The 16,890-nt window shown below is 36.4% G+C and carries 17 protein-coding genes and 4 pseudogenes; 8 read left to right on the forward strand and 13 right to left on the reverse strand.

Annotated elements, in window-relative coordinates:
- Position 1 precedes the first annotated feature (1 nt).
- Entirely contained in the window at positions 2–1,000 is a 999-nt protein-coding gene (gene trpS, locus ABWU71_RS00700; protein WP_353284542.1) for a tryptophan--tRNA ligase, read from the forward strand.
- Between the two features lie 305 nt (positions 1,001–1,305).
- Here the strand turns inward: trpS and ABWU71_RS00705 are convergent, their stop codons facing one another.
- The 3 genes from ABWU71_RS00705 to ABWU71_RS00715 form a co-directional block, all read right to left on the reverse strand.
- Positions 1,306–2,067 (reverse strand): alpha/beta hydrolase, encoded by a 762-nt coding sequence (locus ABWU71_RS00705; protein WP_353284543.1) that lies wholly within the window; start codon positions 2,065–2,067, stop codon positions 1,306–1,308.
- A gap of 1 nt (position 2,068) precedes the next feature.
- Positions 2,069–2,596, reverse strand: a complete 528-nt coding sequence (locus tag ABWU71_RS00710; protein WP_353284544.1) for a c-type cytochrome — start codon at positions 2,594–2,596, stop codon at positions 2,069–2,071.
- Between the two features lie 303 nt (positions 2,597–2,899).
- Complete coding sequence (locus tag ABWU71_RS00715) at positions 2,900–3,385, reverse strand: hypothetical protein (RefSeq protein ID WP_353284545.1); 486 nt, start codon at positions 3,383–3,385, stop codon at positions 2,900–2,902.
- A gap of 207 nt (positions 3,386–3,592) precedes the next feature.
- Between ABWU71_RS00715 and ABWU71_RS00720 the strand changes: the two genes are divergently transcribed.
- From ABWU71_RS00720 to ABWU71_RS00740, 5 genes and pseudogenes are all read left to right on the forward strand, one after another.
- Positions 3,593–4,385, forward strand: a protein-coding gene (locus ABWU71_RS00720) for an IS5 family transposase (protein ID WP_265023453.1) whose coding sequence is annotated in 2 segments (ribosomal slippage) — positions 3,593–3,856 and positions 3,858–4,385 — 792 coding nt in all. Because the reading frame shifts where the segments join, the coding sequence is not laid out codon by codon here.
- The gene (locus ABWU71_RS00725) at positions 4,382–4,987 is read left to right on the forward strand and encodes a hypothetical protein (RefSeq protein ID WP_353284546.1); all 606 of its coding nucleotides are present in this window, start codon (positions 4,382–4,384) and stop codon (positions 4,985–4,987) included. The genes ABWU71_RS00720 and ABWU71_RS00725 overlap by 4 nt, the downstream gene beginning before the upstream one ends.
- Before the next feature lie 74 nt (positions 4,988–5,061).
- Positions 5,062–5,921 (forward strand): IS630 family transposase gene (locus ABWU71_RS00730; protein WP_353284076.1). Its coding sequence is split into 2 segments (ribosomal slippage): positions 5,062–5,386 and positions 5,386–5,921, totalling 861 coding nucleotides; the frame shifts between segments, so codons are not numbered across the junction.
- 461 nt (positions 5,922–6,382) lie between these two features.
- A pseudogene (locus ABWU71_RS00735) lies at positions 6,383–6,799 on the forward strand (transposase); the annotation flags it as partial.
- Between the two features lie 65 nt (positions 6,800–6,864).
- Positions 6,865–7,724, forward strand: a protein-coding gene (locus ABWU71_RS00740; RefSeq protein WP_353284547.1) for an IS630 family transposase whose coding sequence is annotated in 2 segments (ribosomal slippage) — positions 6,865–7,189 and positions 7,189–7,724 — 861 coding nt in all. Because the reading frame shifts where the segments join, the coding sequence is not laid out codon by codon here.
- A 256-nt stretch (positions 7,725–7,980) separates the two neighbouring features.
- Here ABWU71_RS00740 and ABWU71_RS00745 read toward each other — a convergent pair.
- From ABWU71_RS00745 to ABWU71_RS00760, 4 genes and pseudogenes are all read right to left on the reverse strand, one after another.
- Positions 7,981–8,840 (reverse strand): IS630 family transposase gene (locus ABWU71_RS00745; RefSeq protein WP_353284076.1). Its coding sequence is split into 2 segments (ribosomal slippage): positions 7,981–8,516 and positions 8,516–8,840, totalling 861 coding nucleotides; the frame shifts between segments, so codons are not numbered across the junction.
- Positions 8,841–8,982: 142 nt separating this feature from the next.
- Positions 8,983–9,117, reverse strand: coding sequence for a transposase (locus ABWU71_RS00750; RefSeq protein WP_353274342.1), 135 nt, complete (start codon positions 9,115–9,117; stop codon positions 8,983–8,985).
- A gap of 67 nt (positions 9,118–9,184) precedes the next feature.
- Positions 9,185–9,280 (reverse strand): annotated as a pseudogene (locus ABWU71_RS00755) (IS110 family transposase); the annotation flags it as partial.
- A 294-nt stretch (positions 9,281–9,574) separates the two neighbouring features.
- A complete protein-coding gene (locus ABWU71_RS00760) occupies positions 9,575–10,282 on the reverse strand; it encodes a class II aldolase/adducin family protein (protein WP_353284548.1) in 708 nt (235 codons plus the stop codon).
- A 269-nt stretch (positions 10,283–10,551) separates the two neighbouring features.
- Here ABWU71_RS00760 and ABWU71_RS00765 point away from each other — a divergent pair, with 269 nt between their 5' ends.
- On the forward strand, positions 10,552–11,169 hold the full coding sequence (locus tag ABWU71_RS00765) for a hypothetical protein (protein ID WP_353284549.1): 618 nt from the start codon (positions 10,552–10,554) through the stop codon (positions 11,167–11,169).
- Position 11,170: 1 nt separating this feature from the next.
- On the opposite strand, the gene tsaB is transcribed toward ABWU71_RS00765, so the two are convergent.
- From tsaB to ABWU71_RS00780, 3 genes are all read right to left on the reverse strand, one after another.
- Entirely contained in the window at positions 11,171–11,755 is a 585-nt protein-coding gene (gene tsaB, locus ABWU71_RS00770; RefSeq protein ID WP_353273907.1) for a tRNA (adenosine(37)-N6)-threonylcarbamoyltransferase complex dimerization subunit type 1 TsaB, read from the reverse strand.
- A complete protein-coding gene (locus ABWU71_RS00775) occupies positions 11,755–12,885 on the reverse strand; it encodes a cation:dicarboxylate symporter family transporter (protein WP_353284550.1) in 1,131 nt (376 codons plus the stop codon). The genes tsaB and ABWU71_RS00775 overlap by 1 nt, the downstream gene beginning before the upstream one ends.
- Before the next feature lie 148 nt (positions 12,886–13,033).
- Positions 13,034–14,023 (reverse strand): ribonucleotide-diphosphate reductase subunit beta, encoded by a 990-nt coding sequence (locus tag ABWU71_RS00780; protein WP_353284551.1) that lies wholly within the window; start codon positions 14,021–14,023, stop codon positions 13,034–13,036.
- A 131-nt stretch (positions 14,024–14,154) separates the two neighbouring features.
- Between ABWU71_RS00780 and ABWU71_RS00785 the strand changes: the two genes are divergently transcribed.
- Complete coding sequence (locus ABWU71_RS00785; RefSeq protein ID WP_353284552.1) at positions 14,155–14,493, forward strand: outer membrane protein assembly factor BamE; 339 nt, start codon at positions 14,155–14,157, stop codon at positions 14,491–14,493.
- A gap of 481 nt (positions 14,494–14,974) precedes the next feature.
- Here the strand turns inward: ABWU71_RS00785 and ABWU71_RS00790 are convergent.
- From ABWU71_RS00790 to ABWU71_RS00800, 3 genes and pseudogenes are all read right to left on the reverse strand, one after another.
- Positions 14,975–15,460, reverse strand: a pseudogene (locus ABWU71_RS00790) (IS630 family transposase); the annotation flags it as partial.
- Positions 15,461–15,465: 5 nt separating this feature from the next.
- Positions 15,466–16,258 (reverse strand): IS5 family transposase gene (locus tag ABWU71_RS00795; RefSeq protein WP_265023453.1). Its coding sequence is split into 2 segments (ribosomal slippage): positions 15,466–15,993 and positions 15,995–16,258, totalling 792 coding nucleotides; the frame shifts between segments, so codons are not numbered across the junction.
- Positions 16,259–16,317: 59 nt separating this feature from the next.
- Positions 16,318–16,700 (reverse strand): annotated as a pseudogene (locus ABWU71_RS00800) (IS630 transposase-related protein); the annotation flags it as partial.
- Positions 16,701–16,890: the final 190 nt, after the last annotated feature.

Consider the following 16,890-nt stretch of genomic DNA (forward strand, 5'->3'; position numbering starts at 1 on the left):
AATGACAAGTATTGTCTTTTCAGGTATCCAGCCAAGTGGCGTACTACATTTAGGTAATTATCTTGGTGCAATCAAACAGTGGATAGACTTACAGGATAAATACAAATCTCTTTTTTGTATTGTCGACCTACACGCAATCACAGCAAATAAGCTTCCCGCAAGTGAATTAAAAAGTAATATTTTCAAAACAGCAGCAGCTTATATTGCATGTGGAATAGATCCAGAAAAGTCCATTATTTTTAGTCAGTCCACAGTTAGCGGTCATGCAGAACTGGGCTGGCTGCTTGGATGCTATACACCAATTGGTTGGCTTAATCGCATGACTCAATTTAAGGATAAAGCTGGCAGCGATAAACAAAAAGCCTCTCTTGGATTATATAGTTATCCAGTACTTATGGCTGCAGATATATTGTTGTATCAAACTAAATACGTTCCTGTTGGTGATGATCAAAAACAGCATTTGGAGCTTGCACGTGATATTGCATCAGCTTTTAACAATCATTATAAGCTGGATCATTTCATCGTACCTGAAATCTTAACTTTGGATTGCACATCAAGGATAATGAGCTTAAGAGATGGTACAAGCAAGATGAGTAAATCTGATCCTTCAGAACATTCGTGCATTAACCTTGATGATACGGATGACTTAATTGTCAAAAAAATAGAAAAAGCAAAAACAGATTCAATTCTAGGCTTTGCTACTTTAGAGTGCCGACCAGAAATAAGCAATTTGATAAACATTTATTCAGTGCTTAGTAATGTAAATGTGGAAAAAGTATGTGAAGAAGTGAACAAACATGACATGAAGCACTTCAAAAAAGAGTTAGCTGATTTAATTATCAGTGTTATATCACCCATACGTGAGAGAATGAATGATCTTTTAAAAGACCAATTCCATTTACATGAAATATTAAAAAAAGGTACAAAGAAAGCAGCAGAAATTGCAACCCATAATATAAAAGAAATCAAGGATATTATTGGATTTGCTCAATATCTGTAAGGCTCCAAAGTGTAGGTATAAATAAATCAGGAAATTTTGTTCACTTTTTTTGTCATCTAAGTAGCTTGACACTGAAATCCAGAAAAAAGGACGATGTCATGCAAGTAGCTGACACTGGAATGAGCTTATCGTCATACCACTGTGAACCGTCATACCGCGATTCATTCGCGGTATCTCAGCCGCTAACAAGTAGCGGGATGACGGTTTTTCAAATTGTCGGTAAATCTAAGTCAGTTTAGCTATAGGCAGCAATTTTCTGTATTTATTTTCAGTTGAAGAAAGCTCAAATGAAAAATTGTGTTTTGCTAAAAATCACAGAATGCAGTCTGGTTACAAAATTCTCTAATGGTCTTAAATAAAACTTCCAGTGAATGATTGTCAGACATATTGTGCTCTGCTGATTTTATTAAGTGTACTTCAACATCGGTTGACTTGATTTTTTCAGCTAAATTCAATGAAGTTTGATAAGGAACATCTTTATCATTAATGCTATGCAGTAAGCGCACAGGACAGTTTATATCTATTGTCTCTTTATTTAAAAGAAGGTTCTTTCTGCCATCTTCGATCAAATTTTTAGTTATTTTGTATGTACAATGCTCTGAAGTGAAATCTATTACACCGTTAGAATCTAGTTCTTCTTTTTGCTTGCCTGACAATTGCTTGAATATCAAATCTTCAGTAAAATCAGGAGCAGACGATATGCCGATTAATGCTGCAATTTTTTCTGGAAATTGAAGGGCAGTGAGCAGCATCAGCCATCCCCCCATACTTGAACCTATAATTATTTGTTTACCGCTAGTTAATTCACTCATCACTTTAGCACAATTTTTTTGCCAATCACTTATCGTGTAATCAATGAAATCACCACTTGAATGACCGTGACCAAAATAATCAAACAGTACAAGTGCTATATCGTTTTCTTGGCAAAATTTGTAAATAGCAGTTGCTTTAGTTCCATCCATATTAGATGCAAATCCACCGAAAAAAACTATAGAAGCTTTCTTTCCTTGTAGCTTTCGATATGCTATGTGACCATTATTTCCATCAAACAATTTACAATAATCCATACTACTTTGGCAAAGCAACCGGACTATCGCTCATCGAACGCAAATAGCTGACTAGATCTGCAATCTCTTGTGGATTGGAAACACCTGCAAATGCCATACGTGTACCTTTTATATAGGCTTTTGGGTTCTTTAAAAAGGCAAATAGCTCCTCATACTCCCATTTTCCACCTCTTTCAAGCACTGCTTTTGAGTAATTGAATGAGTTGCCAAGATGAGCCTTTTTGTTTCCAACTACGTTCCATAAATTTGGTCCTACTTTATTCATTCCACCTTTCTCAAAGCTATGGCAAGCTATACATTTTTTCGCTGCTGATTTACCTTTCTCAAAGCTAGCATTCTGCATGAGCGCTCCAATATCAAGCGCCACTTGCTCGATTTTTTGCTGGGACTCATTGCTGCCAGCAGCTACTATCGTTTGGTGTTCAATCTTATATTCCTCTGGACTGTAAAGCATATCAACTACATTGCTAACTATCATAATGATTAGCCCAGAAAGTAAAATCGATGCTGCAATCTTATTAAGCTCCACAGTTAATTTTTATCAAGTAATGTTACTTGAATTATGCAAATATTTTCGCAAATAGCAACCAATTACCTTGAAGCTCGCTAAAGATGAGAGTCTCTATAGCTGACCCAAGAAAGGTTTTCCTACGTCCATACCGCCGCGAACCGTCATACCGCCGCGGTATCTCTTAGCCGCTAACAAGTAGCTGGATGACGATTGTCAGGGTGTAATCCCAGTGTCTCTATGATGTCATCCCAGTGCTTGACACTGGGATGGCTTTGTTGCATCGCACCTTATGCGGTAGTATGATTATGCATATTGATACTCCTATAAAAAATTTGGATTGTTGAATTTACCATTTTTAAAATCCATCAGGATTCTAACAGTTTCTGGGTTATCTTCAAATAAGTATTTGCCTCTGGTTTTACTATCGTCTTTTCGTATTTTAATTTGACCATTATTGATTCTATCATAAAGCCAATGATTAGTAACTTTGAGGATTTTTGCGATTTGTGAGACAGTAAGGTAGCCAGGCACTTTAAGGGGATGTGATTGATGCTTTTCTCGCATAATATTATTTTTTAATCGAATCGTTTTTACTGTGCTTTCTAATACGGTATTTTTCATGGGAGAGCGATGACCCTGCTTTTCTAAGTACTTAGCAATTTCTGTATCTGTTTTGCCTTCTTTACTTAACTTTATTATAGATTGCTCCATTTCTGTTGCCGTGGTCAATTCGTAAAAAGAGTTTACTGGAATGCGAACATGAGAAGTAGTAGTGTCTCCACCATGCCATATAATACGTATTTGCAAGCAATCGCGTCTGATCCGGTGTGTTACAACTTTATCAATTAGACAACGAAGAAAGGATTTCTGTTGCTAACGTGAAAGAACTGACTGATGCCAAATTTCAGGTAATTTCTTACCTACATCTAAAAATACTGTTTTCAGTTTCTCAGAACCTGTACATGATCTCAAGAAAGGAATAAACTAAGAGATAATATATATAAGTTAGGATATATGAGGAGTTTATACCCAAGTGATATAAGTCGGGAAAGATTTGAGATTATGTTACCAGATCTAGAGTCCTGTAGAAAAAAAACAAAACCAAGGAAACTTGATTTGTATGATGTATTTTGTGGAGTGTTATACGTTCTGAAAAGCGGTTGTCAGTGGAGAATGCTACCAAAAGAGTTTCCAAAATGGCGCAATTGTTACGACTATTTTAAGAAGTGGAGTGAAAAACCAGATGCAGATAAAGAAAGTGTTCTGGAGCTGGTGTTAAAAAAAAATAGTTGGCGTGGTCCGACAAAACAATGGTCGGAAAGAAAAAACCAGCTTCTGCATAATTGATGCACAGAGTGTAAAAAATGCAGATACTGCTGAAGAAAAAGGCTATGATGCAGGCAAAAAGATTTCAGGAATAAAACGCCATATTGCAGTAGATACGCAAGGTTTGCCCCATGCAATTTATATAACAACAGCAGAGATAACTGACCGTAGCAGTGCTGTGAGAATGGTCGAAAATGCAAAAGAAAACCTCTCGGGAGTTAAAAATGTACTGGTTGATGCAGGCTATACTGGAGAGAATTTTGCAACTCAAATAAAAACGATTATTGGTGCAACCGTTGAAGTGATAAAAAGAAATGAATTACATTCCTTTGTTGTATTGCCCAAAAGATGGGTTGTGGAGCGATCTTTTGCTTGGTTAGAAAAATGTAGAAGATTGTGGAAAAATTGTGAGCGAAAACTCAATACTAGCCTACAAATGGTCGTTCTGGCTTTCACTGCCTTACTTCTGAAAAGATTATGAACAGGCTCTTAGAAGAATACAAGCGTAGACTTTCAGAGATTAAAAAATCACCATTAGATCAAAAAAGTGACTTTCTTGAGAAAAAAGAAGATCAATTAAACTGTGGCATTGCAAGGCTTATTGATGGCTATACTCAAGGATACATCAATGAAGAAGAGTTTAAACCAAGAATTAAAGCAATGAAACAAACCTTACAAATGATCGGAGAGCAAAAGAAAAAGATATTTGATCAAAAAAGACTTGAACAAGACTTAACTCTAGTGGTAACTACTTTAGAAGAGTTTTCTTCTAGCGTTAACTCAAGTCTTGATAACGCAGATTGGCTAACTAGACGTGATATCATTAGAACATTAGTTAAGCGAATTGAGATTAACCATGAAGACGTGCATATCGTGTTTCGAGTAAAAGAGCTGCCAGACTCTTTCACACACAGTGGAAAAGCGGACCAAAGTTTATTGCAACATTGTTGCAGGAGTCAAACCAAGATCACTATCAATGACTACAATATTATCAGCTTTCCAGCCAAGGTCAATTGCTCTTTGTTTCAGTGCATACTGCAGCTCCAGACTCTCTTGATTGCTCAATGCTTGGTGAGGTGTTGATTGTCTGATGTATAGCTCTTTTCATAGAAGTCCGGATGTGATAAGATAAGGATAGACGATGATAAGGAGGTTGAGTGCCAGCAGCATATAGTTATGACTTAAGGAAAAAAGCAATGGAAGCGCTAGAGGAGGGAGGAAGCAGAGAAACAGTGGCAGCAAGATTTAAAATTGGACGAACTACTTTATGGGAGTGGCAGCAAAGAAGAAAAGAAACAGGAGACTTTCAATCAAAAAAACTTGGAAATGGAGGTTACAATCACAAAATTACCGACTGGGATGCCTTTGCTAAATTTGCCAGAGAAAATGGAGGAAAGACTCTGTCGGAAATGGCTAAACTTTGGGGCAACGTTAGTATCCAAACGATCCACCGAGCTCTCAGAAAAATTGGATTTACGCGCAAAAAAAGACATATGGATACAAGGAAAGAAACGAAGAAAAACGTGCTGAATTCTTAAAAATTATAGCAACAAAAGAACCAGAAAACTTAGTTTATATAGATGAGTCTGGCATTGATAACACAGAGGACTATCCATATGGGTATTGCCAGAAAGGACAGCGGTTTTATGGCCTAAAATCTGGAAAGAAAACTCAACGAATCAGTATGGTTGCAGCCTTAAGTAGAAGAAAGATAGTTGCTCCATTAACCTTTGAAGGCCACTGTAATATGGATGTTTTTAATGGATGGTTTGAGCAATTTTTGACACCGATCTTGGAACCTGGACAGACTGTCATTCTTGACAATGCTACTTTTCATAAGTCTGGTAAGATTATCGAGCTTGCTAGAGGAGTTGGTGCAGAAATTTTGTATCTGCCGCCGTATTCTCCAGATTTCAACAAAATTGAGCATCATTGGTTTGCTATAAAAAACAGAGCTAGGAAAAACATTCCTCTATTCGAATCCTTTCGTCGTGCTGTTGATTCTGCCTTCCTATGACCTGTTCGGACTATTATAAGAAATGCTATAAATTATTGCTTCGCGTGCTAAGTGTTGTGCTGTGATCAACTCTGATGTGCTCATCGATAACCTCCTTAGATATTAATAATATATTTTCTAAAACTTCTGATTTAAAACGCTGAGACATTCGCTGCCACAGTTGATATGGTTTGCATGGCATAATAATTTATACTCCTTTGCTAAAGAAACAAATTCGTATAATGACGCTCGTGTTAACTTGCTGGTGAGAAAATCTTGCTTACTGGCTAAATTAGTAGCAGAAAACGGAATACGCAGAATGATGTTATTACGATAAATAACAAATACATTACCACCACAATGAGCTCTTGAACTGATAGAGGATATAGGAAAAGTTCTACCAAATAGCGGATGTGTTGGATCTGTAACTATAATCTCGTTAGTGACTTGATTATTGAATGGGGTATTAAGGTGATTGATCGTATGATCACAAAATATCTGCAGCAGAGATATCAAGTATTACCGACAAATTGCTACCAGTAATCAATGAATGGCGCAGTCGTCCGCTGCAATCTGTATATCCGATAGTTTTCATGGTTTTTTAAAGTCAAAGAGGACGGACATTGCGTAAGTAAATGCATGTATAATATATTAGGCATAGATCAAAATGGTAAAAAAGAAGTATTAGGTTTTTATTTGGCTGAAAGTGAAGGAGCTAACTTCTGGTTGGGAGTACTAAATGATCTAAAAGAAAGAGGAGTAGAAGATATTCTAATTGCCTGTGTTGATGGGCTAAAAAGCTTTCCTACAGCCATAAACAGTGTGTTTCCTAATGCGGAGTACAGCTATGTGTGGTGCATCAGATACGCAATTCTCTGAAATATGTATCTAACAAAGATGTATAGCTCTTTTCATAGAAGTCCGGATGTGATAAGATAAGGATAGACGATGATAAGGAGGTTGAGTGCCAGCAGCATATAGTTATGACTTAAGGAAAAAAGCAATGGAAGCGCTAGAGGAGGGAGGAAGCAGAGAAACAGTGGCAGCAAGATTTAAAATTGGACGAACTACTTTATGGGAGTGGCAGCAAAGAAGAAAAGAAACAGGAGACTTTCAATCAAAAAAACTTGGAAATGGAGGTTACAATCACAAAATCACCGACTGGGATGCCTTTGCTAAATTTGCCAGAGAAAACGGAGGAAAGACTATGTCGGAAATGGCTAAACTTTGGGGCAACGTTAGTATCCAAACGATCCACCGAGCTCTCAGAAAAATTGGATTTACGCGCAAAAAAAGACATATGGATACAAGGAAAGAAACAAAGAAAAACGTGCTGAATTCTTAAAAATTATAGCAACAAAAGAACCAGAAAACTTAGTTTATATAGATGAGTCTGGCATTGATAACACAGAGGACTATCCATATGGGTATTGCCAGAAAGGACAGCGGTTTTATGGCCTAAAATCTGGGAAGAAAACTCAACGAATCAGTATGGTTGCAGCCTTAAGTAGAAGAAAGATAGTTGCTCCATTAACCTTTGAAGGCCACTGTAATATGGATGTTTTTAATGGATGGTTTGAGCAATTTTTGACACCGATCTTGGAACCTGGACAGACTGTCATTCTTGACAATGCTACTTTTCATAAGTCTGGTAAGATTATCGAGCTTGCTAGAGGAGTTGGTGCAGAAATTTTGTATCTGCCGCCGTATTCTCCAGATTTCAACAAAATTGAGCATCATTGGTTTGCTATAAAAAACAGAGCTAGGAAAAACATTCCTCTATTCGAATCCTTTCGTCGTGCTGTTGATTCTGCCTTCCTATGACCTGTTCGGACTATTATAAGAAATGCTATAGAAGCTTGATGTATTTTTTGAATATCTGCTAGAAGCCCTTCTTTTGCTAATTCTTTACTGCTTTTTTCCTTAGCAACCCATACTACCAGCACAAAACCCTACATAGTTCCTGTGTTTTATAGCAATTTCTATATAAAAGAATACTTTACTCTTTTTCTTTGCCCAGGGCTTTTTTTTAAATGTCTCTTTCTCTTATTATAGCATTTCTCATAATAGTCCGAACAGGTCATAGGAAGGCAGAATCAACAGCACGACGAAAGGATTCGAATAGAGGAATGTTTTTCCTAGCTCTGTTTTTTATAGCAAACCAATGATGCTCAATTTTGTTGAAATCTGGAGAATACGGCGGCAGATACAAAATTTCTGCACCAACTCCTCTAGCAAGCTCGATAATCTTACCAGACTTATGAAAAGTAGCATTGTCAAGAATGACAGTCTGTCCAGGTTCCAAGATCGGTGTCAAAAATTGCTCAAACCATCCATTAAAAACATCCATATTACAGTGGCCTTCAAAGGTTAATGGAGCAACTATCTTTCTTCTACTTAAGGCTGCAACCATACTGATTCGTTGAGTTTTCTTTCCAGATTTTAGGCCATAAAACCGCTGTCCTTTCTGGCAATACCCATATGGATAGTCCTCTGTGTTATCAATGCCAGACTCATCTATATAAACTAAGTTTTCTGGTTCTTTTGTTGCTATAATTTTTAAGAATTCAGCACGTTTTTCTTCGTTTCTTTCCTTGTATCCATATGTCTTTTTTTGCGCGTAAATCCAATTTTTCTGAGAGCTCGGTGGATCGTTTGGATACTAACGTTGCCCCAAAGTTTAGCCATTTCCGACAGAGTCTTTCCTCCGTTTTCTCTGGCAAATTTAGCAAAGGCATCCCAGTCGGTAATTTTGTGATTGTAACCTCCATTTCCAAGTTTTTTTGATTGAAAGTCTCCTGTTTCTTTTCTTCTTTGCTGCCACTCCCATAAAGTAGTTCGTCCAATTTTAAATCTTGCTGCCACTGTTTCTCTGCTTCCTCCCTCCTCTAGCGCTTCCATTGCTTTTTTCCTTAAGTCATAACTATATGCTGCTGGCACTCAACCTCCTTATCATCGTCTATCCTTATCTTATCACATCCGGACTTCTATGAAAAGAGCTATAGCTCTTTTTTTAGATCAAATCTTTCTTTGTCATAAGGAGCCTTTGCCTGGAAATGCGTATGCTCCAGACATTTTTCCATCATATTTTCTTACTTAACATACTGCCATCTATACCTAGATCTTTTGCTATTTTTGTACTTGTTTGACCTGTTTCTTTAACCAGCTTAACAGCTTCTAATTTGAATTCTGCTGTATATTCTCTTCTATTTGTCATATTTTGAAAAAAAGTTTTATTTTACTCCAAAAACGTCTTAACTTTCTCTCTACTTTTTCTGAGTAAGGTCAAATTTGATGACACCTTTTTGTTCATTAACTGCAGTAACAAATTCAAGTTTTCCGATATCAATGCCAATAAAATTTTGATAAGATGTAACCATAAAAAACCTCGAGAGTTTAAGTTAAAATTTAAGATTGTAAACGGGTGCATATATATGTCCCATGCAACTATTCAAACGTATCGAAGAATAGACCTTGATATCTACGTATGTTATAATACTACCGTCTTACGGTCGCTCAAGCCTGCGATAACCACATTTTTATAGAGTTATCTTCCTTCTTGCTTCTTTTATATCACATTTCCAACTTACAACCGTCATAAAGGAACCAGTGTCAGCTACTTGGATGACGGGAGAAGGCGCTACTTGGATGACAGATAGTAGTGCGAAAGCCTCTTACAACTTACTTTTAATTAGTCTAACCCATGCGTGCCAATCCCTCTCACCAAGATTGCTTTCAAAAGATAGGAGATCCTTTACAGCTTTTGAGCAAATTTCTTCACTTGGAATTGATAACTCCTTATTCATTGCTAACGTTAAACATTGAGTTTTGCACGCTCTTTCTAAATGATACGTGTAAAACATTGCTTCTTGTATAGTCCGACCACACGTTATAGATCCATGATTACGCATTAACATGACAAAATTTTCTTTCAGATCAGCTATTAACCTCTTTCCTTCTGTATCGCTAAGTGCTAGGGAATTATAATTATGGTAAGAGATTTTATTGTAAAAGTGCAGTGCCCATTGACTTATAGGAAGCAGCCCATCTTTGAGAGAAGAAACCGCTACAATAGAAGGTGTATGCAAGTGAAAAATTGCTTGAATATCTTTCCTTGCTTGATAAACAAAACCATGAATTATATAGCCAGTTCTATTATATTGATATTCTTTGCCTTCAATCACATCTCCATCAAATGATACTTTCATTAACGAACGTTCATCTACTTCATCAAAACGCATACCAAACGGATAAATATAAAACGACTTTTGATCTTCAGAACGCACCGAAAGGTGAGTATATGTATGATCATCCAGTTTAAGGTAAGACAAAATCTGATAGGCATAGACTAGATCCCTTTTTACTCTGCTTTTTGTTAACATATCTGTTAAAATCTTCTGAAGGTTTATACGCAAAAAGAGACTTGTAGTAAACTAATAAGTCTATGTCACTCTGTCTTGAATACCAAACACTTTTGTGTTGTAGCTTGCTTAAAAATAGTTATCGTTATTATAGAGTTTATATACAGAATTTATGTTTTTAAATGACATAATATCTTAACTATAAAAATAATTTTCTATATAATATTTCGTATGTTTTAAAGCTTCATTTTTATGTTATTATAAATGTAAGTTTCAAGATTGAAAATAATATGGTAAACATTAACACAAAAAAACAGCTAGCAGGATTTTTCATATATCTCTCTGGTCTTTCGGGAAGTGGTAAACTTTCCACAGCAATAGAATTATCTAATATGATAAACGCATTAATTGTAAATAGTAAGTTCTATAACAATGTTCAATCTTGCTCTATATACGATGGTGTCTTTGAACGTGATCAAATACCTAAAGAAGTTCAAGATAGAATATATGGCATTATGCAAATTATGCTTCAGGTAATAGAAAATTATCCGATTCACTCAAAAAATTACATATTTATTGATGAGTGGATGGAAAATAATGACCAGAACATGAGGATGTATGATTCAATAGTAAGGCTTAGTAAAAAAATGAACACAGAAATCCTGCCTGTGGTACTTAGGTGTGATCTACCGACATTACAAAAGCGTATTGCATTAAAAAGGCAAAGAAAAAATATGAAGGTGATTAATGTAAATAGCATGATAGAGCAATGTAGGATTAACAATTTATTTATACCACCAAGTGCTATAGAGATAGAAAATTCAGATATGAGTATAAAAGAAGTAGCTCAAGAGATAGTAAACCAGATGCACAAGCTTAGCCAAATTAGCATGTACGCGAAAGAATAGTTTATAATGATTTCATATACTGAGGCTCATTTAAATATAGAGCCTCAACTTCATTTAATTTTTGCTTGTTCTTCAGTCTATAATGAACTAATAGTCCTGCATGGCTAGCATTTAAATTGCAATCCATATGTGTACTGCTTGTAGCGTGACCAGGGTCACGTACTGCAGTTGGATCAGATAGCGGCAATAAATTGAAATCAAATAACTGCGTATAAAACCCTTGAGCATTCTTGATTATAGCTCTGATATTTTTTTTGCTATTTGCACAAAGCAAAGATATTGCGTAGGCTTGAACTTCCAGCGCACTAACTCCGTATAACGGCTTATTTGTAGCAAGATTTATACCTTGTGCAGCTGATATACCAACTCTAATTCCAGTGAAACTTCCTGGTCCAACTACTACCGCCAAATGATCTATTTTATCATAATTATAGTTGTGCTTATCAAACAAAGTATTCAGTATTTGAAAAAATGATTCTGCATGACTATTGCTGGTGGAATTGCGCTCTACAAAACAGTTACCATCATAATCAACTATTGCTATTGAACTACCAATACCTACAGTATCAATCGCTAAAATAGACATTACTTAAGCTTATCATATAGTTTTGAAAATATCATAGTAAAGGCACCATTACCCATAACATTTGCTGAAGTGATTATTGGATCAAACACTATATACAATGCTGTGATTAACGAAAGCATTTCTGGAGAAAATTTGAGGTATTTCTTAAGAATAGGTAGCATTACCATAATTCCTCCTGCCGGCACTGCAACGATAGCAAACTTAAATAACAAAAAATAGAGAAGGAAAGTTACATAGTCTGTTGTGCACAATGAATAACCGGAGGCAATTATCATTGATAATATTATGATAAAAAAGCAATCACCTACTAAATGAAAGCTAGCAGTTATTGGTACAACAGACGATGCTATGTCAGGTTGCTTTACATTTTTTTTGCTTCCTTCAAGAGTAAGAGGCATAGTTGCATTACTAGACATTGTGCTCATCGCAGTAATAAATGCCGGTATCATATTGCTTATACTAGCTATCCAGCTTGTGATTTTGAATGAATTTGCTGCTCCATATAAGAGGAAAACATAAAGGTAGGTTGCAGATGCTATAATAATGAAAATTATCGAGTAATCCTTAAATATTATAGATAAAACTTGATCATGCTGCATTTTTAAAGCAAGCCCAAGTACAAATATTGGAATAATCGGCGTCAAAAACGTCTTCAAAATAAAGAGAGTTAAATCTAACATTTTGTTCGAAAGCTCTTTGCTTTTCTTGGGCAGGAGTGTGGACACTACTATGCTGGACACAAATCCACAAGCAAGGGCATAAAAATTAGAAAGCAATGCAGGCAGCCTAAACGACCATAAGGGAACAATTGTTTCTTCATACGTTATATCTTGTATTGAATAAGTGTTTTGTATGATAAAATGCCCAACAGAATAAGCTATTAAACTTGAAGTCAGATTTGACAAGAAGATCATTATAATAAGTAACAATATGAACTTTATAGCTGACTGCTTAAGATTGTTAACACTGCTAAAGATTAACGCAAAAATAATAAAAGGCATTATAAATAGCAAAACCTCTTTTATACTCAGGCTCGTTGAGTACAAGAAGGTTTTTGCTTCCATTGGAACTAAATGACCAAAGAATGCAACTGAAGTGATGACCGTGAGTAAGATTAATAGTTGTAGCACGTTCTTATATACCAATGTCCTATGGACATATATATGGTAAGTTAGTTGTTAAGTAAAGCAAAACTGTCTAAACTGCTGTAAACTGCATAGCAAATGGTGTAATGAAAGTAGCTGACACTGGAATGACAAAAAAGAGTGAAATTAGCACTCACTTATTATTCGTGTCGTTTTCAGTAAAAGCCTCCTCCCATGTGCCTTGAGTTGCTGCGCGGCTATACTCTGTTACTCTATTTTCAAAGAAATTCGTATGTTCCACGCCATTTAGTATTTCATCAAGCCACGGAATGGGATTATCATTAACATCATATATGGACTCAAGACCTAATTGCATTAACCTTCTGTTTGCTACGTAGCGTATGTAATTGCGCACTTCTTCTGCAGACAGTCCTTCAACGTCTCCGAAGTCAAAAGCAAGCTTTATAAACTCATCCTCAAGCTCAACAATAGTGCGGCATGCAGAATATAATTCCTCTTTAAACCCTTCGTTCCAAATTTCATTATTCTCTTTAATAAATGTATTAAATAACATAATAATTGAATTGGTGTGCAAAGTTTCATCACGGGCTGACCAGGCGATTATCTGCCCCATTCCTTTCATTTTTCCAAAGCGTTGGAAATTGAGCAAAATTGCAAACGATGCGAATAACTGCAACCCCTCGGTAAATGCACCAAACACTGCTAGGGTTTTAGCTACATGTTTTTTATCATGTTTTTTGCTTTCCTCAAATTCTAGCATGTACTCATACTTCTTTCTCATAGCATCATACTTTAAGAATGCTTGATACTCGCTTTCTGGCATGCCAATTGTGTCTAAAAGATAAGAATAAGCTGCAATGTGTATAGTTTCCATATTGGAAAAGCTTGCAAGCATCATGCATATTTCTGTTGGCTTAAATATATTTGAATAATGCCTCATGTAGCAGTTATTTACTTCAATGTCCGCTTGAGTAAAGAATCTAAAAATCTGAGTTAGTAGATTTTTCTCTACGTTTGAAAGTTTAGCTTTCCAATCTTTTACGTCATCAGCAAGCGGAACTTCCTCAGGTATCCAATGGATTCTTTGCTGCTGCAGCCATGCATCATAAGCCCAAGGGTAATTAAAAGGTTTGTATATTGGATCTGCTTCTAACAATGACATAAGACACCTATTATTTTCTAAAGTAAATATTATATTAAGTGATATTGAGAACTAGTCAATTTAACTTTTTTGAAATTTGACGGCAGGTAATTTATTAGTGTATTATAGCTTCAAGTAATTTATCAACAGAAATGCGAGTATTAATATCTTTTATTTTATTATTTACAGTGAGCTGCACTCACACTATTCACAATCACGGAGCTCCTGGCATTAGTGTTGAATTGTGGAGCAAGATAAAAGTAGGTGACGATAAAGAAAAAGTGGTTCACACTTTAGGATCACCAACATTAGTATCAAAGTTCGATGATAACGTTTGGTACTATGTCTCATATAAAATTAAACAAGCTAACTTCTTAGGAAAAAGGAAGTATAGCAGTAAGTCTCTGCAAATTTCATTCGACCAGGACGGTAAAGTTGCAGATACAAAAGAAACTGACATCTTAGAGAGATCTTTGGCTGTTTCTGATTGAAAGTTTGCTAACTATAGAGTTTTTCTCACTCTTCTTTGCATCCAAGAACCGTATAACGTCATCCCAGTGCCCAGACAGTGGAATCCAGGAAACTTAATTGCAAGTAATGCATTGGGTTTGGTGAGTATGGGTTTTGCGTTATAGAATGAAGCACTTTTGGTGAATTTGTAAAGAAAACTGGATTCCAGTGTCTGGGCACTGGGATGACACCCTACTTAGCCGTCATACCGCGATTCATTCGTGGTATCTCAGCCGCTAACAAGAGATCCCGCTAACAAGCAGCGGGATGACGAATTATTTAACCGTCATACCGCCGCGGTATCTCTTAGCCGCTAACACGTAGCGGGATGACGGTTGTCAGGGTGTCATCCAAGCAACCTCCTTCTCCCGTCATCCAAGTAGCTCCCCCTATGGTGTCATTCCAGTGCTTGACACTGGAATCCAGGAAACTTATAGCATTTCTCATAATAGTCCGAACAGGTCATAGGAAGGCAGAATCAACAGCACGACGAAAGGATTCGAATAGAGGAATGTTTTTCCTAGCTCTGTTTTTTATAGCAAACCAATGATGCTCAATTTTGTTGAAATCTGGAGAATACGGCGGCAGATACAAAATTTCTGCACCAACTCCTCTAGCAAGCTCGATAATCTTACCAGACTTATGAAAAGTAGCATTGTCAAGAATGACAGTCTGTCCAGGTTCCAAGATCGGTGTCAAAAATTGCTCAAACCATCCATTAAAAACATCCATATTACAGTGGCCTTCAAAGGTTAATGGAGCAACTATCTTTCTTCTACTTAAGGCTGCAACCATACTGATTCGTTGAGTTTTCTTCCCAGATTTTAGGCCATAAAACCGCTGTCCTTTCTGGCAATACCCATATGGATAGTCCTCTGTGTTATCAATGCCAGACTCATCTATATAAACTAAGTTTTCTGGTTCTTTTGTTGCTATAATTTTTAAGAGCCTGTTCATAATCTTTTCAGAAGTAAGGCAGTGAAAGCCAGAACGACCATTTGTAGGCTAGTATTGAGTTTTCGCTCACAATTTTTCCACAATCTTCTACATTTTTCTAACCAAGCAAAAGATCGCTCCACAACCCATCTTTTGGGCAATACAACAAAGGAATGTAATTCATTTCTTTTTATCACTTCAACGGTTGCACCAATAATCGTTTTTATTTGAGTTGCAAAATTCTCTCCAGTATAGCCTGCATCAACCAGTACATTTTTAACTCCCGAGAGGTTTTCTTTTGCATTTTCGACCATTCTCACAGCACTGCTACGGTCAGTTATCTCTGCTGTTGTTATATAAATTGCATGGGGCAAACCTTGCGTATCTACTGCAATATGGCGTTTTATTCCTGAAATCTTTTTGCCTGCATCATAGCCTTTTTCTTCAGCAGTATCTGCATTTTTTACACTCTGTGCATCAATTATGCAGAAGCTGGTTTTTTCTTTCCGACCATTGTTTTGTCGGACCACGCCAACTATTTTTTTTTAACACCAGCTCCAGAACACTTTCTTTATCTGCATCTGGTTTTTCACTCCACTTCTTAAAATAGTCGTAACAATTGCGCCATTTTGGAAACTCTTTTGGTAGCATTCTCCACTGACAACCGCTTTTCAGAACGTATAACACTCCACAAAATACATCATACAAATCAAGTTTCCTTGGTTTTGTTTTTTTTCTACAGGACTCTAGATCTGGTAACATAATCTCAAATCTTTCCCGACTTATATCACTTGGGTATAAACTCCTCATATATCCTAACTTATATATATTATCTCTTAGTTTATTCCTTTCTTGAGATCATGTACAGGTTCTAAGAATTCAGCACGTTTTTCTTCGTTTCTTTCCTTGTATCCATATGTCTTTTTTTGCGCGTAAATCCAATTTTTCTGAGAGCTCGGTGGATCGTTTGGATACTAACGTTGCCCCAAAGTTTAGCCATTTCCGACAGAGTCTTTCCTCCGTTTTCTCTGGCAAATTTAGCAAAGGCATCCCAGTCGGTGATTTTGTGATTGTAACCTCCATTTCCAAGTTTTTTTGATTGAAAGTCTCCTGTTTCTTTTCTTCTTTGCTGCCACTCCCATAAAGTAGTTCGTCCAATTTTAAATCTTGCTGCCACTGTTTCTCTGCTTCCTCCCTCCTCTAGCGCTTCCATTGCTTTTTTCCTTAAGTCATAACTATATGCTGCTGGCACTCAACCTCCTTATCATCGTCTATCCTTACCTTATCACATCCGGACTTCTATGAAAAGAGCTATACTCTTCTTGAAAAGGTGTTACACAACTTGTAACACCTTGCTCTTCTCTTAGCTTATGTAGGTTTTTGATAGTAAATATATCACTTTTTAGAAAAATATTTGTATTGTAAAGTTAGTAAAGATTCTG

The sequence above is a fragment of the Wolbachia endosymbiont (group A) of Lasioglossum fulvicorne genome, from assembly GCF_964028605.1.
Classification (GTDB): Bacteria; Pseudomonadota; Alphaproteobacteria; order Rickettsiales; family Anaplasmataceae; genus Wolbachia.